Origin of the sequence: Massilia sp. LXY-6, from assembly GCF_051233485.1 — a bacterium.
Lineage (GTDB): Bacteria > Pseudomonadota > Gammaproteobacteria > Burkholderiales > Burkholderiaceae_D > Telluria.
In genome coordinates this window covers 61,174-82,605 of the sequence record NZ_JBKFGF010000021.1, presented here as the reverse complement: position 1 = coordinate 82,605, position 21,432 = coordinate 61,174, and the positions used below count along the sequence as shown (strand labels likewise).

Genomic DNA, 21,432 nt, shown 5'->3' with positions numbered 1-21,432 from the left:
ATCGTCCTCCGTTCAAAACATCAGCCACGCCAGTAAGTACAAGGTATTGTTGTCTTTCGCATTGCGTCCGAAACCGTCGTAGTTATGTCCGGCGCCATTGAACCGGGTGTACCCGGTGTACTGCAGCATCAGCCGTATGTTCCGGCGCGGCAGATAATTCAACTCGACGATATAGCCCGAGCTGTTCGGGCTGCCGCTGGCGCTGCCCGTGACGGCCTCGCCTGTGTCGTACAGCCCGCTGTCGGCGGTGCCGTGGATCGAGAAGTAGCCAAGGTTGATGCCATATTTCTTCTCGTAGTAATAGGTCAGCTTGGCCTTGAAGGAATCCAGCTTGTCGGTGGGATTGGCTTGCGCGCCCGGGTTCCAGGCCTGGTGTTCGCGGACATAGTTCATCTGTGCGCTGATCCGGTGGCGGTCGGTGATGTACTGGTACTGGGCATCGATGCCGATGTCGCGGAAGCGGTCGGTCGGGCCGGACTGCAGCTGGTTGTCCGGATAGCGGTCGACGACCAGCCCATAGGTGCCGACCATGGCCGACTGGCGCCCGCTGTCCCAGTCATGCTGCAGCGCGAAACGCCAGTAGGGGTTGTAGCCCTTGAGCGCGGCGGCTTCGCTGCGGTCGATGCCGAGCCGCAGCGGCGAGAACAAATGGTTGCTGGTGCGGTAAAGCGAAAACTCGCCGTACACGGTGTTGCGCCACAGGCCGTACGCACCAAAGCCCGCCACCTGCTGCCCCAGCCCTTCGATCACCGGCGCCGCGGCCGGCGTGACGGCCACCGGCGACGAGGCATAGGGAAAGCCCCAGGTCGCCCCGGTGTTGAAAACGTCCTGCATCATCGGGTTGTTGTGCAGCGTGAACCCGTACAGCAGGTCGCCGCTCGCGAACTTGTAGTGGTTCGCATAGCGCAGGTCGACGTTGTCGATGCTGCCGTGGTGCTCGACGCCATCGTAGGTAAATTGGGAAAAGATCCCACTGTGGTCGCTCAGCTTGCCGGCGTAAAAAAGGTTCGCTTCCTGCAGGATGGCCTGGCGGTCCCTGGGGAAGCTGTCGGTCAGACTCGGATCGACGCTGCGTGTCGACGTGCGTGACAACTGGAGCATGCCCGCGACCGGCAGATCCATGCGCTTGCCGAAGGTATAGCCGTTCAGCTTGAACTGCCGCCCGGTCGGCGTGAGCTCCGGCCAGCTGACGTGGCAGGTCATGCAGTCGAGGCCCGTCTGGCGGGCGAAGCTCGGCACCGCCTGCGCCGGTACCGTGAACCAGCAAAGCGCGGCGCCGGCCAGCAGCGCACGCCACGGAATCTTTTGGAAGGCGGTCATGATGGTTTTCCTCGCAGGGACAAGCAGGGAGCTGCCACCGTGAATACGGGCGCGGGCAAGCAAGGTTCACTGCCGCCATGATGAAAAAAGCCCCGGCTTCAGGAAGAGGCCGGGGCTTTTTTTGGGAAAAGCAGGATCAGACGTTGAACAGGAAGTTCAGCACATCCCCATCCTTCACCACATATTCCTTGCCTTCCGCCCGCATCTTGCCCGCTTCCTTCGCGCCCGCCTCGCCCTTGTAGGCAATGTAGTCGTCATAGGAGATGGTCTGCGCGCGGATGAAGCCGCGTTCGAAGTCGGTGTGGATCACGCCGGCCGCCTGCGGGGCGGTGTCGCCGACATGGATGGTCCAGGCGCGCACTTCCTTGACGCCGGCGGTGAAATAGGTCTGCAGGCCGAGCAGCTTGTAGGCGGCGCGGATCAGGCGGTCCAGGCCCGGCTCTTCCATGCCCATGTCGGCCAGGAAAGCGGCTTTGTCGGCGTCGTCGAGGTCGGCGATTTCGGCTTCGATGGCGGCGGAAATCGCCACGATCGGCGCGTTCTGCGCTTTCGCGTATTCGGTCAGCTGGTCGAGCAGCGGGTTATTGGTGAAACCGGTGTCGGACACGTTGGCCACGAACATCGCAGGCTTGGCGGTGATCAGGCACAGCGTCTTGATCATGGCCATCTCGTCGGCATCGAGGCCGGCGGTACGCACCGGCTTGCCTTCGTTCAGGTGCGGCATCAGGCGCTCGCACACGGCAACCAGTTTGGCCGCATCCTTGTCGCCCGAGCGCGCCTTCTTGTTCTCGCGATGGATCGCCTTCTCGACGGCGCTCATGTCGGCCAGCGCCAGCTCGGTCTGGATCACTTCGATGTCGTCCAGGGGGCTGACCTTGCCGGCCACGTGGATGACGTTGTCGTCTTCGAAGCAGCGCACGACATTGACGATGGCGTCGGTTTCGCGGATGTGCGACAGGAACTGGTTACCCAGGCCCTCGCCTTTCGAGGCGCCGGCCACCAGGCCCGCGATGTCGACGAACTCGACGATGGCGTTGACCATGCGTTCCGGCTTGACGATGTCGGCCAGCGCCTGCATGCGCGGATCCGGCACCTCGACCACGCCGACGTTCGGCTCGATGGTGCAGAACGGATAATTTTCAGCCGGGATGCCGGCCTTGGTCAGGGCGTTGAACAGGGTGGACTTGCCAACGTTGGGCAGGCCGACGATGCCGCATTTGAGACTCATGGGAAGCTTTCAGGGTCGAATTTACGAAACCGCATATTGTACCCCCGCTGGCCCCCGAAGACCGCAAATGCCTGATTAAAGCGGACGGATACGCGACAAATCCGGCTTGTCCACAAAGGCCGCGAACGCGTCGCGCAGCCGTTCTCCCTCGTCCATCGCCTGCTTCCACGCCAGGATGCGCGCATCGTGGTTCAGGCCGTAGTACTTGAAGTCGCTGCGGTCGATCAGTTTCCCGCGCGGCAGCTTGCCGAGGAATTCAGGACTCGGGGCGACGATCAGCACATTGTCCAGCCAGCCCCGGTTCGGCCCGCGCGCGGCGCGGCGCCAGGGCAGCGCCTTGTCCAGCCAGCCCGGCACGATGTGCTCGCTAAAGTGCGGATACAGCACGAGCGCGCCCGGGTCCTGCCGGGCGATGCGGGCGTAGGGCAGCGCCAGGTTGTAGTCGATGATGCCGCCGTCCCAGTAATGCCCGGGCGGCGCCCCGGCGATGTCGCGCACCGGCTTCATCAGCATCGGCAGCGTGCCGGAAGCCAGCAGGCCGGCCCCCAGGTTGTCGCGCGTCAGGGGAGCGAAATGCGTGTCGAAGCTGTCGAATTTTTCGCGCAGCCAGGGGGCGGCGCTGCGGACGTCGCCGATCACCACGCGGTCCATCAGCTGGGCCAGGCGCTCGCGCGAGGCCAGGTTGTGCAGGGCCGCCGCGGCGAAGCCCTTCATCTCCGCGTACCGGTGCCCCGGCGCCGACAGCAGCCGCTTGCCGCGCACGGTCAGCAGGTGCAGGCGGTGCTGCGGGTGGTTGACGATGTCGTCCTCGTGGCCGCGCACGAATTCCCCCAGCAGCCCTTGCACCACCTCGTCGATCTGTTCCGGCGACGGTTTCGTGCTGGTGTAGCGCTGGCCGCTGTACAGCTCGCCGAGGCGGGCGAAGGCTTTCACCGGGTCGCGCTGGCAGGCGGCGGCCATGCGCCAGGCGCCGATCGAGGAGCCGATCAGGATGCGCTCGCGCGGCGCGATGGGCAACCACTCGCCGAACACCCACTGGTCGAGCGAGCGGAAGATCAGTCCCTTGGGGCCGCCCGCGGCGGCGGGCACGACGGCGATGTCCCGGGCGCGCAAGCCATGCGCGCGGAGCTGGGCCAGGGCCAGCGGCCCGGCGTGGAAGGTGAGTGCGCTCATGGGAGAAATTATCGCAGGAAGAGCGCGCTTGCGCTGGCTCAAGGATCGAAGGGTGGTCCTTCGTAACATGGTCCGGTTGCCCATTTCGTGGAAGCCGCATGACCGCCCGCCGCACAGCACAGCCTGCCATACCGCCCTCCCCGGCCCGCCTCCCGGCGCGCACGCCGTTGCCGGCCGGTCCGGTCGCTTGTCTATTGATGCTGCTGAGCCTGATGCTCGCCTGCGGCCGCGCCCTGGCGCGCGACACCGGCACCGATCCGGCGGTCGTGGTCGACCGCTTCATCCAGCACTACGTGGTCGAGCCCGACGGCAGCTACCAGTTCAGCGTCGACCACGCCGAGACCATCGTCCAGCCACGCGCCCTGCGCACCCACGGCCAGTACACGATCAGCTACAAGCGCACGCTGGACGAGGTGCTGAGTCTCGACGCCTGGACGCAAAAGCCGGACGGGCGCCGCGTGCCGGTGCAGCCGGGCCAGGTCCAGGACCGGCAGGAAACGCCCGGCGCGGCGCCAATGCTCCAGGACATGCTTGTGAAAGTCGTGGCGTTTCCCGAGGCGGCGGTGGGCGACCAGCTGGTGGTGCGCTACGTGGTGCGGCGCAAGAAGGCGCTGTTCCCCGGCCATTTCGAAGACCTCTCGTCCCCGCCCTTTTACCTCAACAAGAACTTCCTGCTGATCTACGACATGCCGGCCTCGATGCCGCTGTATGCGGACGCGGTCGGCTTCCTGCCGCTGCCGGGCGAGAGCCCGTCGGGGCGCCGGCGCTACCAGTGGCGCTACGTGAACGGCGACAACGCGCGTCTGGAGGCCGGCTCCGTCAGCTACCTCGACTACGGCAAGCGGCTGGCGGTGTCGACCTTCCCGGACTACGCCGCCCTCGCCCGCGCCTTCCGCGCCGCCGCCGCCGGCAAGGCGACCCCGTCGCCGGCGGTTTCCGTCCTGGCGCACCGGCTGACGGCCGGGCTGCCGGACGCGCGCGCCCGCGCGCTGGCGCTGTCGGACTGGGTCAGGCATAACATCCGCTACGTGGGGGCGAGCTTGGGCACAACTGTCGGCGCGGGCGGCGTGAGCCCGCATCCGGCCGCCGCCGTACTGGCAAACCGCTACGGCGACTGCAAGGACCAGGCGGTGCTGCTGGAAGCGCTGCTGGCCGCCGCCGGCATCGACAGTACCGGCGCGCTGGTCAACAGCGGCAACGCCTACCGCCTGCCGGACGCGCCGACGCTGGGCGTGTTCAACCACATGATCACCTGGGTGCCGGCACTCGATCTCTACCTCGACCCGAGCGCCGAAACGGTGGGCGCGGGCTACCTGTCCGCCGGCATCCTCGGCAAGCCGGTGCTGCTCCTGAAAACCGGGACCTTCGCGATGACGCCGATCCTGCAGCCCGAACGCAAGCGCAGCACGACCTGGTTCGACATCGGCCGCGACGGCCGCAGCAGCTTCAGGCTCGGCAAGCTTGCGGCCGGCGCGATGGCCGAGCCCTACCGGACCGCGTGGCGCGGCTCGCGCCAGGCCGAGCGCGAGCAGTTTGCGCAGCGCATGCTGCAGGGCCTGGGCCGCAAGAGCCGCGGCGCGTTCGATGCCGGCCCTGCCGACGCCGCCGGCGCAAGCGATGGCGATGAAGTCCGGATGTCCTTTTCCGGCACCAGCGAAGGCTTCCTCGCCCTGCCCGGGCCGAGCGCCGTGGCCACGACCTACGACTTCTGGAGCGGGCTCGGAGAAGCCGTGTTCAAGCTCGGCCAGGAAAGCGAGCGGCGCCAGGACTTCGTCTGCCCCGCCATCGACCACGAGGACGAGACCGGATTCCGCTTCCCGAAAGGCGTGCGCATCCTCGCGCTGCCGCGCGCGGTGAGCCTGATGGACGGCGGCATCTTCTATCGCGCGAGCTACGCGCGGCGCGGCAACGACGTCGTGGTCAGGCGCCGCCTGACCTTCCGCCACGGCCGCGCCACCTGCACCCCGGGCGACTTCCGCGCGATGCGGCCGGCGCTCGAGCGCATCCGTCGCGACCTGCGCAGCCGGATCGTGGTGGCCGGACGCCAGGTCGACAACTAGGCGGTGCGCAGCTTCTCCACCGCGTCATCGCTCAGTTCGAAGCGCAAGTCGACCCGGTCGCGCCCCGAGCGGTAGCCGCCGGGCCAGCGCGCGATCTCCTCGAAGCCGCAGCGCAGGAAGAAGCCGGCCGTGTGCGGGTGCGTGTCGACGGTGACGTAGCGCGGCCGCAGCGTCAGCGCCGCCATGTGCAGCAGGCGGTAATGCAGCAAAGCCCGGCCGATGCCGGTGCCGTGGCGATCGGCGCGGACCAGGCCAAACACCAGGGTGCCCAGGTTATAGAACTCGGAAATTTCGTAGCCGCCGAATCCGACGATGTCCTCTCCTTCCAGGACCACGAACAAGGGACCGTCCGGCTCGTCCAGGCAGGAGCGCAGCCAAGCCTCTTCGGAGGCCGGAAAATACTCCGGGACGTTGGTATGGAAAGCGGCCAGCACCGCCTTGTAGTCGGTCGGGAGATAAGGTCTGATTGTCAGTTTCATGCTGAACCGCATGTTGCGGGATGCGTTGGAGAGCGGCCTACTATACAAAATAAATCCGAAATGATTAGGCGAACCTGTGCGCGTTCTGTATATTGCGTCGGGCACTACATCAAGTCGTCGTCATTGTCGGTCTCTTTCCCGTTTCGCCTTCCTGGCATTCCTGTTTGATTCCCTTCGGTCACACCTCTCTTGGTCGCATGTGCGTCCCGGGCATGATCGCCCTCATCAAACACTTTAGGAATACAAGAAATGGCAACTACTCAAACCGGCACCGTCAAATGGTTCAACGACTCCAAGGGCTTCGGCTTCATCGCTCCTGACGCAGGCGGCAGCGACCTGTTCGCGCACTTCCAGGACATCCAGTCGGAAGGTTTCAAGAGCCTGTCCGAGAACCAGCGCGTCTCGTTCGAGCGCGCGACCAGCCCGAAGGGCGACAAAGCGAGCAATATCCGCGCGATCTGATTCGCCGAAACGACCGGCCGCCGCCGAGTAAACGGTGGCCGTCGACCAAGCCCGCTTCGGCGGGCTTTTGCTTTTGGGGTCCCGCACCAGACCGCCGCTGAATCGTGCTCCTTGTTGACTCTCTTGTTGGCCGTTACATTATGGCTATGCAACTTGACGAAACGATCAGTGTGGAAGATGCCGTGCAGGTGCTGGCCATGGTTGGCGACCTGAGCATGGGCCTGCCGCCGGACCATTCGATCCGGACGGCGCGGCTGGCCGCACGCCTGGCGGAGGAAAACGGCGATGCCGCGGACGCCTGCACCAGCACCCGTTTGGTCGGGCTGCTGCGCTGGTCGGGCAGCACGGCGACGGCGGCCGGCTTTGCCAGCCTGCTGGGCGACGACGTCCTCGGCCGGCACGCGATGGTGACGCGCACCCTGTCCGGCAATCCCAACCTGACCCTGCCCAAGGTGCTGCCGCTGGCCCAGATGCAGTGCGAGGTCGCGGGCGACATCGCCGCGCTGCTCGGTTTGTCCAGCGACGTCGAGGAAGCCCTGCGCCAGCTATTCGGCAGCCATCACCGCGGCGACATGCAGGATGCGCTGTTCGCGCCGAACATCCCGCGCGCCGTGTTCTACGTGCGCCTGGCCGGCGACCTCGAGGTGCTGGCGCCGGCGCGCGGCCTTGACGTCGCGCTGCGGCTGATCGGCGAGCGGGCCGGCGTCAAGTACCCGGCGACCCTGGTGCAGCGCCTCCTGCCCCACGCCCAGGACTGGCTGGCGGCGCTGGACGAGCCCTCCTGCGCCGCCGACTACGCGGGGCACGACCGCCGCGTCGCGCTGACCATCGTGGCCGACGTGATCGAACTGAAGCTGCCCTGGCTTGCCGGCTACTCGCGCCGGGTGGCGGAACTGGCGCAGCGCAGCGCGGTGCCGGCGGGCCTCATCGCGCTCGAGGAAAAGCCGCTGGTGCGGGCCGCCCTGCTGCACGGGATCGGGCGGATGGCGGTGCCGAACGCGGTGTGGGAGCGCCCTGGCAAGCTGGACGTCCTCGACTGGGACCAGGTGAGAAAAGTGCCGTTCTGGACCGTGCGTGCCGGCACCCAGGTGCCCGCCATCGCACAGGATGCGGCGCTGGCGTCATTCGTGTACGAGCGCCTGGACGGCAGCGGTTACTTCCGCAAGGCGCGCGGGGATGCGATCGGGATGCAGGAACGGGTGCTGGCGGTCGCCGCCGCCTACACGGCGATGTGCTCTCCGCGGCCCTGGCGCCCGGCGCATGGCATTGCCGCCGCCGGGACCTTGCTGGTGGCGCAGGCCGGCGCCGGACGGTTCGACCGCCAGGCGGTGGCCGCCGTGCTCGATGCCGCGCGCGCGATGGCTTCGAAACCGGGCCAGGCGAAACAGCTGCGCGACGCCCTGCTGTCGGCGCGCGAGCTCGAGGTGCTGCGCCACATCAGCCTGGGAGAAACCAGCCGCGAAGCTGCGCGCGCCCTGAAGATCAGCCCGGCCAGCGTGCAGACCCACGTCGACAATATTTTTCACAAGCTCGATGCCAGCTCGCGGCCGGCGGCGACGCTCAAGGCGCTGACGCGCGGATTGATTTGATCAATCGGTGTGCAACTGCGTCGTCGCCTGGTTCATCTTCCCTTCGCACACCATCGGAATGATGCGCAGCGACTTGTCGATCGCTTCCTCGATCAGGGTCTGCTCTTCGCGGCGCGGGCGGTGCAGCACGAAGTCGGCCACGCCCTGCTGCAGGTTGAGGGTGCGCGGGTGGCCGATGCCGAGGCGCAGGCGCCAGTAGTCCTGCGTGCCCAGGGCCGCGGTAATGTCCTTCAGGCCGTTGTGGCCGCCCGAGGAACCGCCACGCTTGAGCTTGGCCGCGCCCGGCGGCAGGTCGAGCTCGTCGTGCACGACCAGGATCTCTTCCGGCGCAACCTTGAAGAAGCGCGCCAGCGCGCCCACCGACTGGCCGGAGCGGTTCATGAAGGTCAACGGCTCCAGCAGCCAGACGTCCTTGCCCGAGATCGAGGTCTTCGCGACCATGGCGTTGAAGCGCGATTCGCGCTGCAGGTGGCAGCCCGGCAGCGTGTTGGCGAGGTTGTCGACCAGCCAGAAGCCGGCGTTGTGGCGGGTTTGTTCATATTCCGGGCCGGGGTTGCCGAGGCCGACGATCAGGCGGATGTGCATAAAACGGTCAAGTTCGCGTAAAGCTCGATTATCGCGGAAATTCGCGGCAGCTGAACAAAACAAAAAACCCGCCGGACGCAAGTCGCAGCGGGTTTTTTATTTCGCCACTCCCGAAAGAGTGGCGATGAGTAAATTACTCGGCAGCAGATTATTCGGCTGCAGCTTCGGCCGTAGCGGCACCGCGCGGGATCGACGAGGTGGCGACGGTCTGGTCCTGGCCGTGAGCGATCACGGTCACGCCTTCCGGCAGGCTCAGGTCGGACACGTGCACCGATGCGCCGGCTTCCAGATTGCTCAGGTCGACGGTGATGAATTCCGGCAGCTTGCCCGGCAGGCAGGACACTTCCAGCTCGTTCAGCACGTGCGACACGATGGCGCCGCCCAGCTTGACTGCCGGCGAGACGTCGGCGTTGACGAAGTGCAGGGCAACCTTGGTGTGGATCGGCTGCGATGCATCGACGCGCTGGAAATCGACGTGCAGGACCAGTTGCTTGTATGCGTGCATCTGGAAGTCACGCAGCAGCACTTGCTGGGTCTTGCCTTCGAAGTCCAGGTCCAGCACGGAACCGTGGAAAGCTTCTTTCTTGAGCGCGTGGAACAACGCGTTGCCGTCGACGGCGATCAGTTGCGGGGCAGCGGCGCCACCGTAGATGATGCCTGGGGTCTGGCCAGCGTTACGCAGGCGGCGGCTCGCTCCGGTCCCCTGCTGTTCGCGTTTGAATGCGACTACTTTCATGTGAAACTCCAAAATAAATGGGTCCGAATGCCGGTCAGTTCCGGCCCGATTACCCGATGGTGAATGCCCCCGCGACCAGGGGCACTCGTGAAATGAGCGCATTAACACGCACTCAAGAAATTCTGTACAGCTTGCATGGACGTGGGCACGGGGTGCCCACGTTCTTTGTCTTAGTCGACGAACAGCGAGATGACCGAGTCACCCTTCACGATACGCTTGAAGGTTTCGGCCAGCAGCGGCGCGCAGGTCAGCTGGCGGATCTTGCCGCAGGCACGGCCGGCTTCGCTCAGCGGAATGGTGTCGGTGACGACCAGCTCGTCCAGCGGCGAGTTCGAGATGCGCTCGATCGCCGGGCCGGACAGGACCGGGTGCGTGCAGTACGCCACGACTTTCTTGGCGCCGCGCTCTTTCAGGACTTCGGCGGCCTTGGTCAGGGTGCCTGCGGTGTCGACCATGTCGTCCATGATCACGCAGTTGCGGCCTTCGACTTCACCGATGATGTTCATGACTTCCGACACGTTCGCCTTCGGGCGGCGCTTGTCGATGATCGCCAGGTCGCAGCCGAGGCGCTTGGCCAGCGCACGGGCACGCACCACGCCGCCGACGTCCGGCGACACGACCAGCAGGTCGTCGTAGTTCTTGCGCTGCAGGTCGCCCAGCAGCAGCGGCGATGCGTAGATGTTGTCGACCGGGATATCGAAGAAGCCCTGGATCTGGTCGGCGTGCAGATCCATGATCAGCACACGTTCCACGCCGGCTTCTTCCAGCATGTTGGCGACTACCTTGGCCGAGATGGCCACACGCGCGGAACGCGGACGGCGGTCCTGGCGGGCATAGCCGAAGTACGGAATCGCCGCGGTGATGCGGCCTGCCGATGCGCGCTTGAGAGCGTCGACCATCAGCATGATTTCCATGAGGCTGTCGTTGGTGGGAGCGCAGGTCGATTGCAGAACGAAGACGTCCTTGCCACGAACGTTCTCATTGATTTCGACCATGACTTCGCCGTCGGAGAACTTCGAGACCACGGCCTTACCGAGAGGAATGCCGAGGCTTTTTGCGACCCCTTCTGCTAGTGCCGGATTGGCATTGCCAGTAAAAACCATCAGGTTTTCGTAAGCCATGGGGAGTCCCAGAAGAGTAAGCGTTGAAAGAACTGAAAAGTCGTTAATGCAAGAAGATTAACGCTTGTACCACAAAAAAAATGGGCCGCTCTCGGCGGCTCCACTTCAATTGCCTGCTGGAGCATTGTCATCAACAGCCCAGGCAAAAACTTTGGCAGGGGAACAAGGATTCGAACCTTGGTATGCCGGAATCAAAATCCGGTGCCTTAACCAGCTTGGCGATTCCCCTACACGGAAACTTGTACTGCTTCTTTCTTATCGCCGCTTCGACTATGTTGTCGCTGCGTCGACAGGCGAAATTTTATTCTACAACTCGTTGATTTGCAAGAGCGATTTCATCGGATGTTTCGTTAGCGACCTTGCTTTCCACGCTGTCCACTTCGCCGGCACCTGCTTCAGTACCCGCTCTGCTTCTTGCTCGCTGGAAAACGCGCTGAACACACACGCTCCGGAGCCAGTCATCCTGGCCGCTCCATGACCGCTCAACCATTCGACCGCCTCTGCTACCGGCGGGAACAGGCGGGCTGCCACGTCCTGCAAATCATTCCTCCCGAACCCTGTCGAACCTTTCGATTCGGCTAAGTGCCCTAGGAAGTCCGCTATTCTGACGGTATTCGTGTCTCTTGTCAAATCGGGCGCCGTAAAAATTGCCGCGGTGGGCACGGAAACGCCCGGCTCGATCACCACGTACCAGCAGTCCGGCCCCGGCACCGCCTGCAGCGCTTCCCCCACTCCCTCGGCGAACGCGGTCTCGCCGAACAGGAAAAACGGGATGTCGGCACCCAGCGGCAAGCCGATCGCCATCAGCTCGGCATCGTCCAGCCCCGCCTGCCACAGGACATTGGCGGCCATCAGCGCGGTGGCAGCATCGGACGAGCCGCCACCCAGGCCGCCGCCCATCGGCAGGCGCTTGTCGATGCGCACAGCGATGCCCGGCGGCGGCTTGCCATGGCGGCGCCACACCTCGGCCTGCAGCGCGCGCAGGGCGCGCACGATCAGGTCCTGCTCTTCCGGCACGCCGGGCACCTCGTTCACGCGCACGATGCGCCCGTCGCTGCGCAGGTCGAAGTCCAGGGTGTCGCCGTGGTCGATCAGCTGGAACACCGATTGCAGCAGGTGGTAGCCGTCCGGGCGGCGGCCGGTCACGTGCAGGAACAGGTTGAGCTTGGCCGGTGCGGGGCAGCCGTGCAGGGATGTCAATGCCATCAGCGCACCGGATCGATCGTGATGCTGATCGCGAGCTCATCGCTGGTGGCGGTGGCACTGCGCCCTGCGCGGATGCGCTTCGGCATCACCGTGTTGCCGGGTCCCGCCTGCCACTCGGCGAAGCGCAGGCGCCAGCCGTCGTTGGTGAACACCTCGCTGTTGGCGGGCGAGGCCGCAAAACGCTTGCCCTGGGCGTCCGTCGCATAGCCCTGCAGCCAGTCGCGCAAGCCGCCGATCGGCAACGACCAGCCGAGTTCCTGCTGGGTCAGCGTATCGATGTCCCTAGCGGTGCGCGGTGCACGGTTGGCCTGCTTCAGCGTGGCCGAATCCGGCGTGACGGTGATTTCGGCGAGGGTCGAGACCGGCCCCGACAGCGACACGTCGATGCGGCCCGGATGCTGGGCCCAGGTGTAGGTGACGGCGCCCCTGCCGGGTTCGCCCTTGCGCTGGTAATCCACCGACAGGCGACCGGTAAGGTCGATCGTATCGCGGTAAGCCCCAAGCGTAGCGGTGGACAGATTGGCGGTGGAGGTGGGGGTGGCGCAGCCGGCCAGGGAAAGGATTGCGGCCGCGGCAAAAGCGAGCGGGAGTGAACGGTGAAGTGGCATCGTTTAAAAACTTGGCCCCCGCCTGCGCGGGGGCGACATTGTTGAATTGAAAGGTTCTTTCAGAGCGAAGCCCGCAGGCGCGTCAGCGTACTCTTCAGCGCATCGTTCTTCGGATCCTTGGCCCGCGCTTCGCGCCACAGCTTGCGGGCGTCGTCGTGCTGGCCCTTCTTCCACAGCACCTCGCCCAGGTGGATCGCGATCTCCGGGTCGTTGCGCAGCTGGTAGGCCTTGCGCAGCTGCGCTTCGGCGGCGTCCAACTTGCCCAGGCGGTATTGCACCCAACCCATGCTGTCCATGATGAAAGGATCGGTCGGCGCCATCTTCTGCGCCTTCTCGATCAGCTGGTAGGCTTCCTTCAGGCGCACGTTGCGCTCCGCCAGCGAATAGCCGAGGGCGTTATATGCGTGCTGGTTGTCCGGCGCCTTGGCGATCACCTGGCGCAGCGACTTTTCCATCACGTCGGTCTTGCCCATCTTTTCGGCCATCAGCGCGAAGTCGTACAGGAAGTCGGTGTTGTCGGGGAAGCGTTTCAGGCCCTGCTCCATCAGCTTGTAGGCTTCGTGGCTCTTGCCGGCGTCACGCAGCAGCTGGGCATCGATCAGCACGACCTGGGCCTGCTCGGCCGGATCCTCGGGCTTGAGCGTGCCCAGCAGCTTGCGGGCGCCGGCCAGGTCGCCCTGCTTGGCGGTCAGCTGCGCGCGGCGCAGGTCGGAGCCGAACTGGAGCTTCGGATCGTTCGTATCGAGGCGGTCGAGCCAGCCCAGCGCAGCGGGAATGTCGCCACGCTCCTCGGCCAGCTGGGACAGGATCAGCACGGCCTTGGACGGGTCGCGCTCCTCCTCCGGGGCTTTTTCCATGACCTCGACGAAGCGCGTGAAATACTCCTCGGCGGTCTTGTTGTCGTTGGTCTGCATCGACAGGATGCCGAGCGCGTACAGGGTGCCGGGATTGTTCGGCTGGGTTTTATCGAGCACCAGGAATTCGCGGCGTGCCGCCTCGTACTGCTTGGCGTTGACCAGCAGGCGGGCATAGGCCATGCGCACTTCCTTCGCGTCCGGATGGGCGGCCAGGAAGTCGGCCAGCACTTTGGCGGACTGCTCGTCGCCTTCCGTCACCTGGGCCAGGGTCAGGACGGCGATCTCGGAATCGGGCTTGATCTGCAGCGCGGTGCGGGCTTCGCGCAGGGCGTCTTCCTTGGCGCCACGCGCCAGCGCCGTCTGGGCCAGCACCACATGGGTTTCCATCATGTTGCCGTAGGGCGCGACCAGGCGCTCGACCATGGCGATGGCCGCTTCCTTGTCCTTGGCGCGCAGCATCAGCTGCTGCATCTGGAACATCACCAGGCCGCGCGCGCCCGGGGTCGCATCGGCCAGGCGCTGTTTCAGCGCAGTTTCTGCTTCACCGAGGTTGTCGGACAGGACCACCAGCCCCAGATAGTACTGGTTGGCCTCCTCGGAGTTGGGCGCGTACTGGCGCCACAGCTTCACCGCGGCGAGGGCGTCGTCGGCTTGCTTGGCCGACAGCGCCATCTCGGCGGCGCGCTTGGCCAGGCGCGGGTCCTTGGTCTGCTGCGCCAGGCTCATCAGCGTGAGATAGGGTCCCTGCCAGTCGCCCTTCTTGAAGGCCAGCTCGGCATTCATGAGCTGGTACATCATCTGGGGCGTCATGTTCACGTTCGGCACTTGCTCGCCCCCCTGCTTCGCGTCGGCCTGGGCAGCTTCGCCGGCGGCGCGATGTGCAGCCAACCCACGCTGGGCCTCGGCGGCGGCGAGCGGCCGGTCGGATTGGTCCGGGGTAGTCGTGCCGGTCGCCTGCTGTTTGGGCGCCACAGCACATGCAGATAACAAGGCCGAGAGAGTTACAATGGCGAAAGTGTTTTTCAAGGTCGATCCCGCATTGACAAGATGGACCGATTCTACGCTTAACGCCTTCAGCGCGTGCGCCGTTGCAACACGAATTTACATACTTTTCCACTGTTCTCCTCTGAAACATGCCTGAACTCCCGGAAGTAGAAGTCACCCGGCGCGGCGTCGCTCCGCACCTGGAAGGCCGTGTCGTCGAACAGGTCGTGCTGCGCCGCGAAGGCTTGCGTTGGCCGTTCCCGCCTGACTTGAACGGACTGCTGGCCGGCCGCCGGATCCTGTCGACCGGCCGGCGCGGCAAGTACCTGCTGATCCATTTCGAGCACGGTACCCTGATCGTCCACCTCGGCATGTCCGGCCACCTGCGGGTACTGCCGGAAGGCGTCGAACTGAAAAAGCACGACCATTTCGACCTGATCGTGCGCGGTCCCGAAGGCCGGCGCGTGCTGCGCCTGCACGATCCGCGCCGCTTCGGCGCCGTGCTCTGGCATGGTAACGACGACGGCGAACTGGCCCAGCACGTGCTGCTGCGCGGCCTCGGCGTCGAACCGCTCGAGGACGGCTTCTCGGGCGCCCTGCTGCATCGCGCAACCAGAAAACGCAATGCCCCCATCAAACAGGTGCTGCTGGCCGGCGACATCGTGGTCGGGGTCGGCAACATCTACGCCTGCGAAAGCCTGTTCCGCGCCGGGATCAACCCGAAAACGGCCGCCTCGCGCATCAGCCGCGCCCGCTATGACAAGCTGGCCGAGGCCATCCGCGAGATCCTTGCCGCCGCCATCGTGCAGGGCGGCAGTAGCTTGCGTGACTTTATTGCAGTGAATGGACAATCTGGATATTTCCAGCAGACATATTTCGTCTATGATCGTGCGGGAGTGCCTTGCCGCAACTGTGGCGCGCCGGTCCGCCAGATCACCCAGGGCCAGCGTTCCACGTTCTATTGCGCGACCTGCCAGCGGTAAGGAAGAGAGAGGCGGCACAACATGCAAGATATCCAACAATACGGCGCCTGGCGCGCCAGCGTCGCCGGGACGCTCGAACAATACCGCGGCTGGGTCCAGGCAGCCGAGCTGCTCGATGGCGCGGCCGAGCAGCGGCTCGCGCGGGCGCTGGCGCGCGTGCGCGACGACCGCCTGTCGGTGGCCTTCGTGGCCGAGTTCTCGCGCGGTAAATCCGAGCTGATCAACGCGATCTTCTTTGCCGACTACGGCCAGCGCATCGTGCCGTCCAGCCCCGGGCGCACCACCATGTGCCCGACCGAGCTGGCGTACGATCCGCAGCTGCCGCCGTGCATCCGCCTGCTGCCGATCGACACCCGCGCCCAGCGCCTGGCCACCAGCGACTACCGCGAAGACCCTGCCGCCTGGACCGTGCTGCCGCTCGACCTGGAGTCGCCCGAGCGCATGATCGAGACCTTCCGCCAGGTCAGCCTGACGCGCCGCGTCGGCGCCGACGAGGCGCGCAGCTATGGCCTGTACGACCCGGAAGATCCGGACCTGGCGGGCGCGGTCGGCGACGACGGCCTGGTCGAGGTCCCGCAATGGCGGCATGCCCTGATCAACTTCCCGCATCCGCTGCTCAAGCAGGGCCTGGTGATCCTCGACACCCCGGGCCTGAACGCGATCGGCACCGAGCCGGAACTGACCCTGAACCTGATCCCGAACGCGCACGCGGTGCTGTTCATCCTGGCCGCCGAGACCGGCGTGACGAAGAGCGACATCGAGGTCTGGCGCACCCACATCGGCTCCGGCCCGGGCCGCATCGTCGTCATGAACAAGATCGACGCCCTGTGGGACGAGCTGCGCACCGAGGCCGAGAACGACGCCGCGATCGCGCGCCAGCAGGCCGGCGCGGCCCAGCTGCTCGGGGTCCAGGAAAGCCGGGTGTTCCCGGTCTCGGCCCAGAAGGCCCTGGTCGGGCGCGTCAACCAGGACATGGCGCTGTTCGAGAAGAGCCGCATCGGGCTGCTGGAGGCGGCCCTGTTCAACGAACTGATCCCGGCACGCCGGGACATCCTGCGCCGCCAGCTGCGCGAGGACATGGAGGCCATCACGGCCGGCCAGCAGGCGCTGCTGGGTGCGCGCATCCGCGACCTGGTCGAGCAGCTGCAGGAGCTGCAAAGCCTGCGCGGCAAGAACCAGGGCGTGATCGCCCACATGATGCGCCGCGTCGAGATGGAGAAGAAGGAATTCGACGCCAGCCTGTTCAAACTGCAGGGCACGCGCGCCGTGTTCGCGACCCTCTCCACGGAGCTGTACAGCAGCATCGGCATGGACGTGGTGCAGGAACAGGTCGAGGCCGTGCGCACGGCGATGGGAGGCGTGCGCTTCGCCACCGGCATGCGCGCCCCGGTGCGCGCGTTCTTCGAGGCGGCGCGCGCCAAGCTCGACACCTCCAGCGCGAAGATCGGCGAAATCGGCGCGATGATGGAAACCATGTACCGCAAGTTCTCGGCCGAGCACGGCCTGGCGCTGGCCATGCCGATGCCGCTGTCGCTGGCGCGCTACCGGCGCGATGTCGACGCCATCGAAGCGATCTGGCAGAAGCAGTTCGGCACCACGACCCTCTTGATCACCAGCCGCGGCACGCTGCTGGAGCGCTTCGTCGACACGATCGCGGCGCGCATCAAGCACACTTTCCGCGCCGCGAACGCCGATGTCGAAGCCTGGCTGAAGGTGATCATGGCGCCGCTGGAAGCGCAGATCCGCCAGCACCGCGAACAGCTGCGGCACCGCCAGTCGTCGATCCAGCGCATCCACGACGCCACCGAAAGCCTGGAACAGAAGATCGCCGCTTTCGAGGCGGCGCAGCGCGACCTCGAGCAGGTCAAGGCCCGGCTGGCGACGCTGTCCGGCGCGGTGACGCGCATCCTCGATGCGGAACCGGATGCGGCATCGGTCCCGGCGCCGCAAGAATTGGAAACTGCATGAAGAGATTGACTGAATTTGACCTCAGCGGGCTGGAAGATCCCAGCTTCTCGCGCGCCGTGATCGACTGGCAGCGCCGGCACGGCCGCCACGCCCTGCCCTGGCAGAACACCCGCGACGCCTACCGTATCTGGCTGTCCGAGATCATGCTGCAGCAGACCCAGGTGGCCGCGGTGCTGGGCTATTACGCGCGCTTCCTGGAGCGTTTCCCGACCGTGCAGGCACTGGCCGAAGCACCGATCGAGGACGTGATGGCGCACTGGAGCGGCCTCGGTTACTACACCCGGGCGCGTAACCTGCACGCCTGCGCCAGGCGCGTGGTCGCCGAATATGGCGGCGTGTTCCCCTCCGATCCGGCACTGCTGGCCGACCTGCCGGGCATCGGCCGCTCGACCGCGGCCGCGATCTCGGCGTTTTCGAGCGGGACGCGCGCCGCGATCCTGGACGGCAACGTCAAGCGCGTGTTCGCGCGCGTGTTCGGCATCGGGGAGTACCCCGGCATCAAGCCGGTCGAGGACGCGCTGTGGCGCCGCGCCGACGCCCTGCTGCCTCGCGAGGAGGGCATCGAATCCTATACGCAGGGCTTGATGGACCTGGGCGCCACGCTGTGTACGCGTTCGAAACCGGACTGCGGCCGCTGTCCGCTGCAGGACCGCTGCGTCGCCCACGCCACCGGCCGCACGGCCGAGCTGCCGGTGCGCAAGCCGAAAAAGGCGACACCGGAAAAGCGCGCGCGGATGCTGGTCGTGATCGACCGCGGCCAGGTGCTGCTCGAGCAGCGCCCCGCCACCGGGATCTGGGGTGGCCTGCTGTCGCTGCCCGAAGTCGACGGCCATGTGCCACTGGATGAGGCGGAAGCGCTGGACATCGACGCCGCGGCGGAAGCGGCCGGGCGCTTCGGCGAGGTCGAGGAGACCGGATCTCTGCTGCCGCTGCAGCATGTGTTCACGCACTACAAGCTGCACATCCACCCGTACCGAGTCGCGCTGACTTCGCGCGGCGAGTCGCTGGATGGCTATGTATGGTGGGACCTGGCCCGGATCGAAGAGGCAGCGCTGCCGGCACCCATCAAGAAGCTGCTGGGGCAGCTGGGGCAGCCGAGCCTGTTCGGTTGAGATAAAACAAACCGGGGTCAGAGCCCGATTTTTGGCAAGTTCCCTTGGGATATTTCCAAAAACCGGGCTCTGACCCCGGTTTGATGACGATTAAAGTTCGTCCAGGGAGAAGATGCGCTTGTGCTCCCGGATCGCATACCGGTCCGTCATCCCCGCAATGTAATCCGCGATCTTGCGGGCCTGCTTCAGGGTGTCGTCCGAGCTCACCTGGTAATCGAAGGGCAGCAGCACCGGATCCGTCATGAAGGCGTCGAACAGCTCCCGCACGATGCGGCTGGCCTTGACGCGCATGCGGTTCACTTTGTAGTGGCGGTACAGGTTCGCGTACAGGAAGCGCTTCAGCGCCGTGGTCTCTTCGCGCATCTTCGGCGAGAAGCGGATCAGCGGCGGGCTGGTGCGCACCTCGTCGATGCTCTTCGGGTCCGCTTCCTTCAGCAGCCTGCACGATTCCTCGACCAGGTCGGCCGTCATCGCCGTGATCATCAGGCGGATCGTCTCGTACAGCTCGCGCCGGCCCGGCAGGCCCGGATACTGCCGCACCACCTGGCGGTGCAGGCGCGCGAACAGTTCGACCTCCTCCATCTGCTTCATGGTCAGCAGGCCGGAGCGCAGGCCGTCGTCGATGTCGTGGTTGTTGTACGCGATCTCGTCGGCCAGGTTGGTCAGCTGGGCTTCCAGGCTGGGCTGGTGCTTGTCGATGAAGCGCTGGCCGAGTTCCCCGAGCTGGCGCGCATTGGTCAGCGAGCAGTGCTTCAGGATGCCTTCGCGCGTCTCGAACGTCAGGTTCAGCCCGTCGAAGGCGCCGTAGTGCTCTTCGAGGGTGTCGACCACGCGCAGGCTCTGCAGGTTGTGCTCGAAGCCGCCGTAGTCCTTCATGCATTCGTTCAGCACGTCCTGGCCGACGTGGCCGAAGGGCGTGTGGCCGAGGTCGTGCGCCAGGGCGGTGGCTTCTACCAGGTCTTCGTTCAGGCGCAGGCTGCGCGCCAGCGTGCGCGCGATCTGGGCGACTTCGATCGAGTGCGTGAGGCGGGTGCGGAACAGGTCGCCCTCGTGGTTCAGGAAGACCTGGGTTTTATATTCGAGCCGGCGGAAGGCCGTGGAGTGGATGATGCGGTCGCGGTCGCGCTGGAACTCGCTGCGCGAGCCGGCCGCGGCCTCGGGATGGCGACGCCCACGGGACTTCGACGAGTGCGCCGCATAAGGTGCCAGGTGGGCGTCGAAATCGATCATCGCGTCGCTGTCTCCAGGGTCGCGCCGACGCATGCTTGCAGCGTCGCCAGCAGCTGTTCGCGCGGCGCGCCGGTGATGCTCGGGCTGCCCAGCGGCTTGAGCAGGATGAACTTGATCGCCCCGCCCTCGTTCTTCTTGTCGACTTCCATCAGCTCGATCCAGCGCTCCGCGCCGAGGTCCGGCGCCGTCACCGGCAGCCCGGCCGCCTTCACCAGCCGGCGCACGCGCAGCGCGCCCTCCGCGTCGAGCAGGCCCAGACGGTGCGACAGGTCGGCCGCCATCACCATGCCGCAGCCGACCGCTTCGCCGTGCAGCCATGCGCCGTAGCCCAGGCCGTTCTCGATCGCGTGGCCGAAGGTGTGGCCGAAGTTCAGCACCGCGCGCAGGCCGCCTTCGCGCTCGTCGCGCCGCACCACGTCGGCCTTGATCTCGCAGGAGCGCGCGATCGCGTGCGCCAGCGCGGCATGGTCGCGCGCGACCAGCTTGCCGATGTTGGCCTCGATCCAGTCGAAGAAGGGCAAGTCGAGGATGGCGCCATGCTTGATCACTTCGGCCAGGCCGGCCGACAGCTCTCTGGCCGGCAGGGTGTCCAGCGTCGCGGTGTCGGCGATCACGGCGCGCGGCTGGTAGAAGGCGCCGATCATGTTCTTGCCGAGCGGGTGGTTGATGCCGGTCTTGCCGCCCACCGAGGAATCGACCTGGGACAGCAGGGTGGTCGGGATCTGCACGAAGGGCACGCCGCGCATGTAGCTGGCGGCCGCATAGCCGGTCAGGTCGCCGATCACGCCGCCGCCCAGCGCCACCAGGGTGGTCTTGCGGTCGCATTTGTTTTCCAGCAGGGCGTCGAACACGAGGTTCAGGCTTTGCCAGTTCTTGTGCTCCTCGCCGTCCGGCAGCACGATGGTGACGACCTCGCGCCCGCTCGCGCGCAGCGGTGCCGCCACCTTTTCCAGATAGAGCGGCGCGACCGTGGTGTTGGTGACGATCGCGATCTTGCCGCCGCCGGCGCCGAGGTGCCGGGTCAGCAGCACGCCGTCGTCCAGCAAGCCGCGTCCGATCAGGATCGGGTAGCTGCGTTCGCCCAGATCGACGTTAAGAGAGATACATGCCTGTTCGTTCATTGTCTTTCCTGCCTTGGTGCGCTGGTGCGCCGCATCGATCGCGGCCAGTTGATCCAGTATTGATTGAACCATCGATTGTACGTTAGGCCGGCCGGTATCGATGACGATGTCGGCGATCTCGCGGTACAGGGGCTCGCGCTGCGCGGTCAGGTCTTCCAGCTTCTTGCGCGGATCGGCCGTCTGCAGCAGCGGACGGTTCTTGTCGTGCGAGGTGCGCGCCAGGATGCTGTTGACGCTGGCGCGCAGGTAGATCACGGTGCCGCGCTCGGCCAGCAGGCGCCGGCTTTCGGGGTCGAGGACCGCGCCGCCGCCGGTGGCCAGCACCAGGCCGCTGCCGGCCGTCAGCTCGCGGATCATGTCGGCCTCGCGCCGGCGGAAACTGGGCTCGCCTTCGATCTCGAAGATCCATGGCACCGAGGCGCCGGTGCGCGCTTCGATCTCATGGTCGGAATCGGCAAAGTGCATGCCCAGCCGGCGCGCCAGCAGGCGCCCGATCGTGGTCTTGCCGGCACCCATCAGGCCGACCAGGAAGATGTTGTTGTTCTTACAGTGAGGCACTATTGTCGATCGCTCAAAATGCGAACGGCCAGGATAACCTGGCCGCCGTGAT

General features: G+C 65.9%; 18 protein-coding genes and 1 tRNA gene. 6 read left to right on the top strand and 13 right to left on the bottom strand.

Features of this window, described 5'->3' with window-relative positions; translation table 11 throughout:
• Positions 1–12: 12 nt before the first annotated feature.
• The 3 genes from ACI48D_RS10755 to ACI48D_RS10745 form a co-directional block, all read right to left on the bottom strand.
• Positions 13–1,320 carry a cytochrome C gene (locus ACI48D_RS10755; protein ID WP_435571206.1) on the bottom strand — a complete coding sequence of 436 codons (1,308 nt, stop codon included), beginning with the start codon at positions 1,318–1,320 and terminating at the stop codon, positions 13–15.
• Positions 1,321–1,456: 136 nt separating this feature from the next.
• Positions 1,457–2,548, bottom strand: coding sequence for a redox-regulated ATPase YchF (gene ychF, locus ACI48D_RS10750; protein WP_435571205.1), 1,092 nt, complete (start codon positions 2,546–2,548; stop codon positions 1,457–1,459).
• A gap of 75 nt (positions 2,549–2,623) precedes the next feature.
• Positions 2,624–3,721 carry a patatin-like phospholipase family protein gene (locus ACI48D_RS10745; RefSeq protein ID WP_435571204.1) on the bottom strand — a complete coding sequence of 366 codons (1,098 nt, stop codon included), beginning with the start codon at positions 3,719–3,721 and terminating at the stop codon, positions 2,624–2,626.
• A gap of 98 nt (positions 3,722–3,819) precedes the next feature.
• Here ACI48D_RS10745 and ACI48D_RS10740 point away from each other — a divergent pair, with 98 nt between their 5' ends.
• Positions 3,820–5,781 (top strand): DUF3857 domain-containing transglutaminase family protein, encoded by a 1,962-nt coding sequence (locus ACI48D_RS10740; RefSeq protein ID WP_435571203.1) that lies wholly within the window; start codon positions 3,820–3,822, stop codon positions 5,779–5,781.
• Here ACI48D_RS10740 and ACI48D_RS10735 read toward each other — a convergent pair.
• A complete protein-coding gene (locus tag ACI48D_RS10735) occupies positions 5,778–6,260 on the bottom strand; it encodes a GNAT family N-acetyltransferase (RefSeq protein ID WP_435571202.1) in 483 nt (160 codons plus the stop codon). The two genes, ACI48D_RS10740 and ACI48D_RS10735, sit on opposite strands and share 4 nt — an antisense overlap.
• A gap of 249 nt (positions 6,261–6,509) precedes the next feature.
• Between ACI48D_RS10735 and ACI48D_RS10730 the strand changes: the two genes are divergently transcribed.
• Both ACI48D_RS10730 and ACI48D_RS10725 read left to right on the top strand, forming a co-directional pair.
• Positions 6,510–6,722 (top strand): cold-shock protein, encoded by a 213-nt coding sequence (locus tag ACI48D_RS10730; protein WP_435571201.1) that lies wholly within the window; start codon positions 6,510–6,512, stop codon positions 6,720–6,722.
• Positions 6,723–6,868: 146 nt separating this feature from the next.
• Positions 6,869–8,311 (top strand): HD domain-containing phosphohydrolase, encoded by a 1,443-nt coding sequence (locus ACI48D_RS10725; RefSeq protein WP_435571200.1) that lies wholly within the window; start codon positions 6,869–6,871, stop codon positions 8,309–8,311.
• Here ACI48D_RS10725 and pth read toward each other — a convergent pair whose 3' ends face one another.
• From pth to ACI48D_RS10690, 7 genes are all read right to left on the bottom strand, one after another.
• Entirely contained in the window at positions 8,312–8,896 is a 585-nt protein-coding gene (gene pth, locus ACI48D_RS10720) for an aminoacyl-tRNA hydrolase (RefSeq protein WP_435571199.1), read from the bottom strand.
• Positions 8,897–9,044: 148 nt separating this feature from the next.
• Positions 9,045–9,632, bottom strand: coding sequence for a 50S ribosomal protein L25/general stress protein Ctc (locus ACI48D_RS10715; protein ID WP_435571198.1), 588 nt, complete (start codon positions 9,630–9,632; stop codon positions 9,045–9,047).
• A gap of 170 nt (positions 9,633–9,802) precedes the next feature.
• The gene (locus ACI48D_RS10710) at positions 9,803–10,753 is read right to left on the bottom strand and encodes a ribose-phosphate pyrophosphokinase (RefSeq protein WP_435571197.1); all 951 of its coding nucleotides are present in this window, start codon (positions 10,751–10,753) and stop codon (positions 9,803–9,805) included.
• A gap of 152 nt (positions 10,754–10,905) precedes the next feature.
• Positions 10,906–10,982: transfer RNA gene (locus ACI48D_RS10705), tRNA-Gln, on the bottom strand.
• Positions 10,983–11,059: 77 nt separating this feature from the next.
• Positions 11,060–11,959 (bottom strand): 4-(cytidine 5'-diphospho)-2-C-methyl-D-erythritol kinase, encoded by a 900-nt coding sequence (gene ispE / locus ACI48D_RS10700; RefSeq protein ID WP_435571196.1) that lies wholly within the window; start codon positions 11,957–11,959, stop codon positions 11,060–11,062.
• Complete coding sequence (locus tag ACI48D_RS10695) at positions 11,959–12,567, bottom strand: lipoprotein insertase outer membrane protein LolB (protein WP_435571195.1); 609 nt, start codon at positions 12,565–12,567, stop codon at positions 11,959–11,961. Before ACI48D_RS10695 ends, ispE begins: the two co-directional genes overlap by 1 nt.
• 59 nt (positions 12,568–12,626) lie before the next feature.
• Complete coding sequence (locus tag ACI48D_RS10690; protein ID WP_435571194.1) at positions 12,627–14,396, bottom strand: tetratricopeptide repeat protein; 1,770 nt, start codon at positions 14,394–14,396, stop codon at positions 12,627–12,629.
• A gap of 161 nt (positions 14,397–14,557) precedes the next feature.
• On the opposite strand from ACI48D_RS10690, the gene mutM reads away from it, so the two are divergent.
• Genes mutM through mutY form a run of 3 tightly spaced genes read left to right on the top strand, consistent with a single transcriptional unit; the run spans position 14,558 to position 18,471 of the window.
• Complete coding sequence (mutM, locus tag ACI48D_RS10685; RefSeq protein WP_435571193.1) at positions 14,558–15,391, top strand: bifunctional DNA-formamidopyrimidine glycosylase/DNA-(apurinic or apyrimidinic site) lyase; 834 nt, start codon at positions 14,558–14,560, stop codon at positions 15,389–15,391.
• Between the two features lie 21 nt (positions 15,392–15,412).
• Positions 15,413–17,359 (top strand): dynamin family protein, encoded by a 1,947-nt coding sequence (locus tag ACI48D_RS10680; RefSeq protein WP_435571192.1) that lies wholly within the window; start codon positions 15,413–15,415, stop codon positions 17,357–17,359.
• On the top strand, positions 17,356–18,471 hold the full coding sequence (gene mutY, locus ACI48D_RS10675) for an A/G-specific adenine glycosylase (protein WP_435571191.1): 1,116 nt from the start codon (positions 17,356–17,358) through the stop codon (positions 18,469–18,471). Before ACI48D_RS10680 ends, mutY begins: the two co-directional genes overlap by 4 nt.
• A 90-nt stretch (positions 18,472–18,561) precedes the next feature.
• Here the strand turns inward: mutY and ACI48D_RS10670 are convergent, their stop codons facing one another.
• Both ACI48D_RS10670 and aroKB read right to left on the bottom strand, forming a co-directional pair.
• On the bottom strand, positions 18,562–19,734 hold the full coding sequence (locus tag ACI48D_RS10670) for a deoxyguanosinetriphosphate triphosphohydrolase (protein ID WP_435571190.1): 1,173 nt from the start codon (positions 19,732–19,734) through the stop codon (positions 18,562–18,564).
• Positions 19,698–21,380, bottom strand: coding sequence for a bifunctional shikimate kinase/3-dehydroquinate synthase AroKB (gene aroKB, locus ACI48D_RS10665; RefSeq protein WP_435571189.1), 1,683 nt, complete (start codon positions 21,378–21,380; stop codon positions 19,698–19,700). The genes ACI48D_RS10670 and aroKB overlap by 37 nt, the downstream gene beginning before the upstream one ends.
• Between the last annotated feature and the right edge of the window lie 52 nt (positions 21,381–21,432).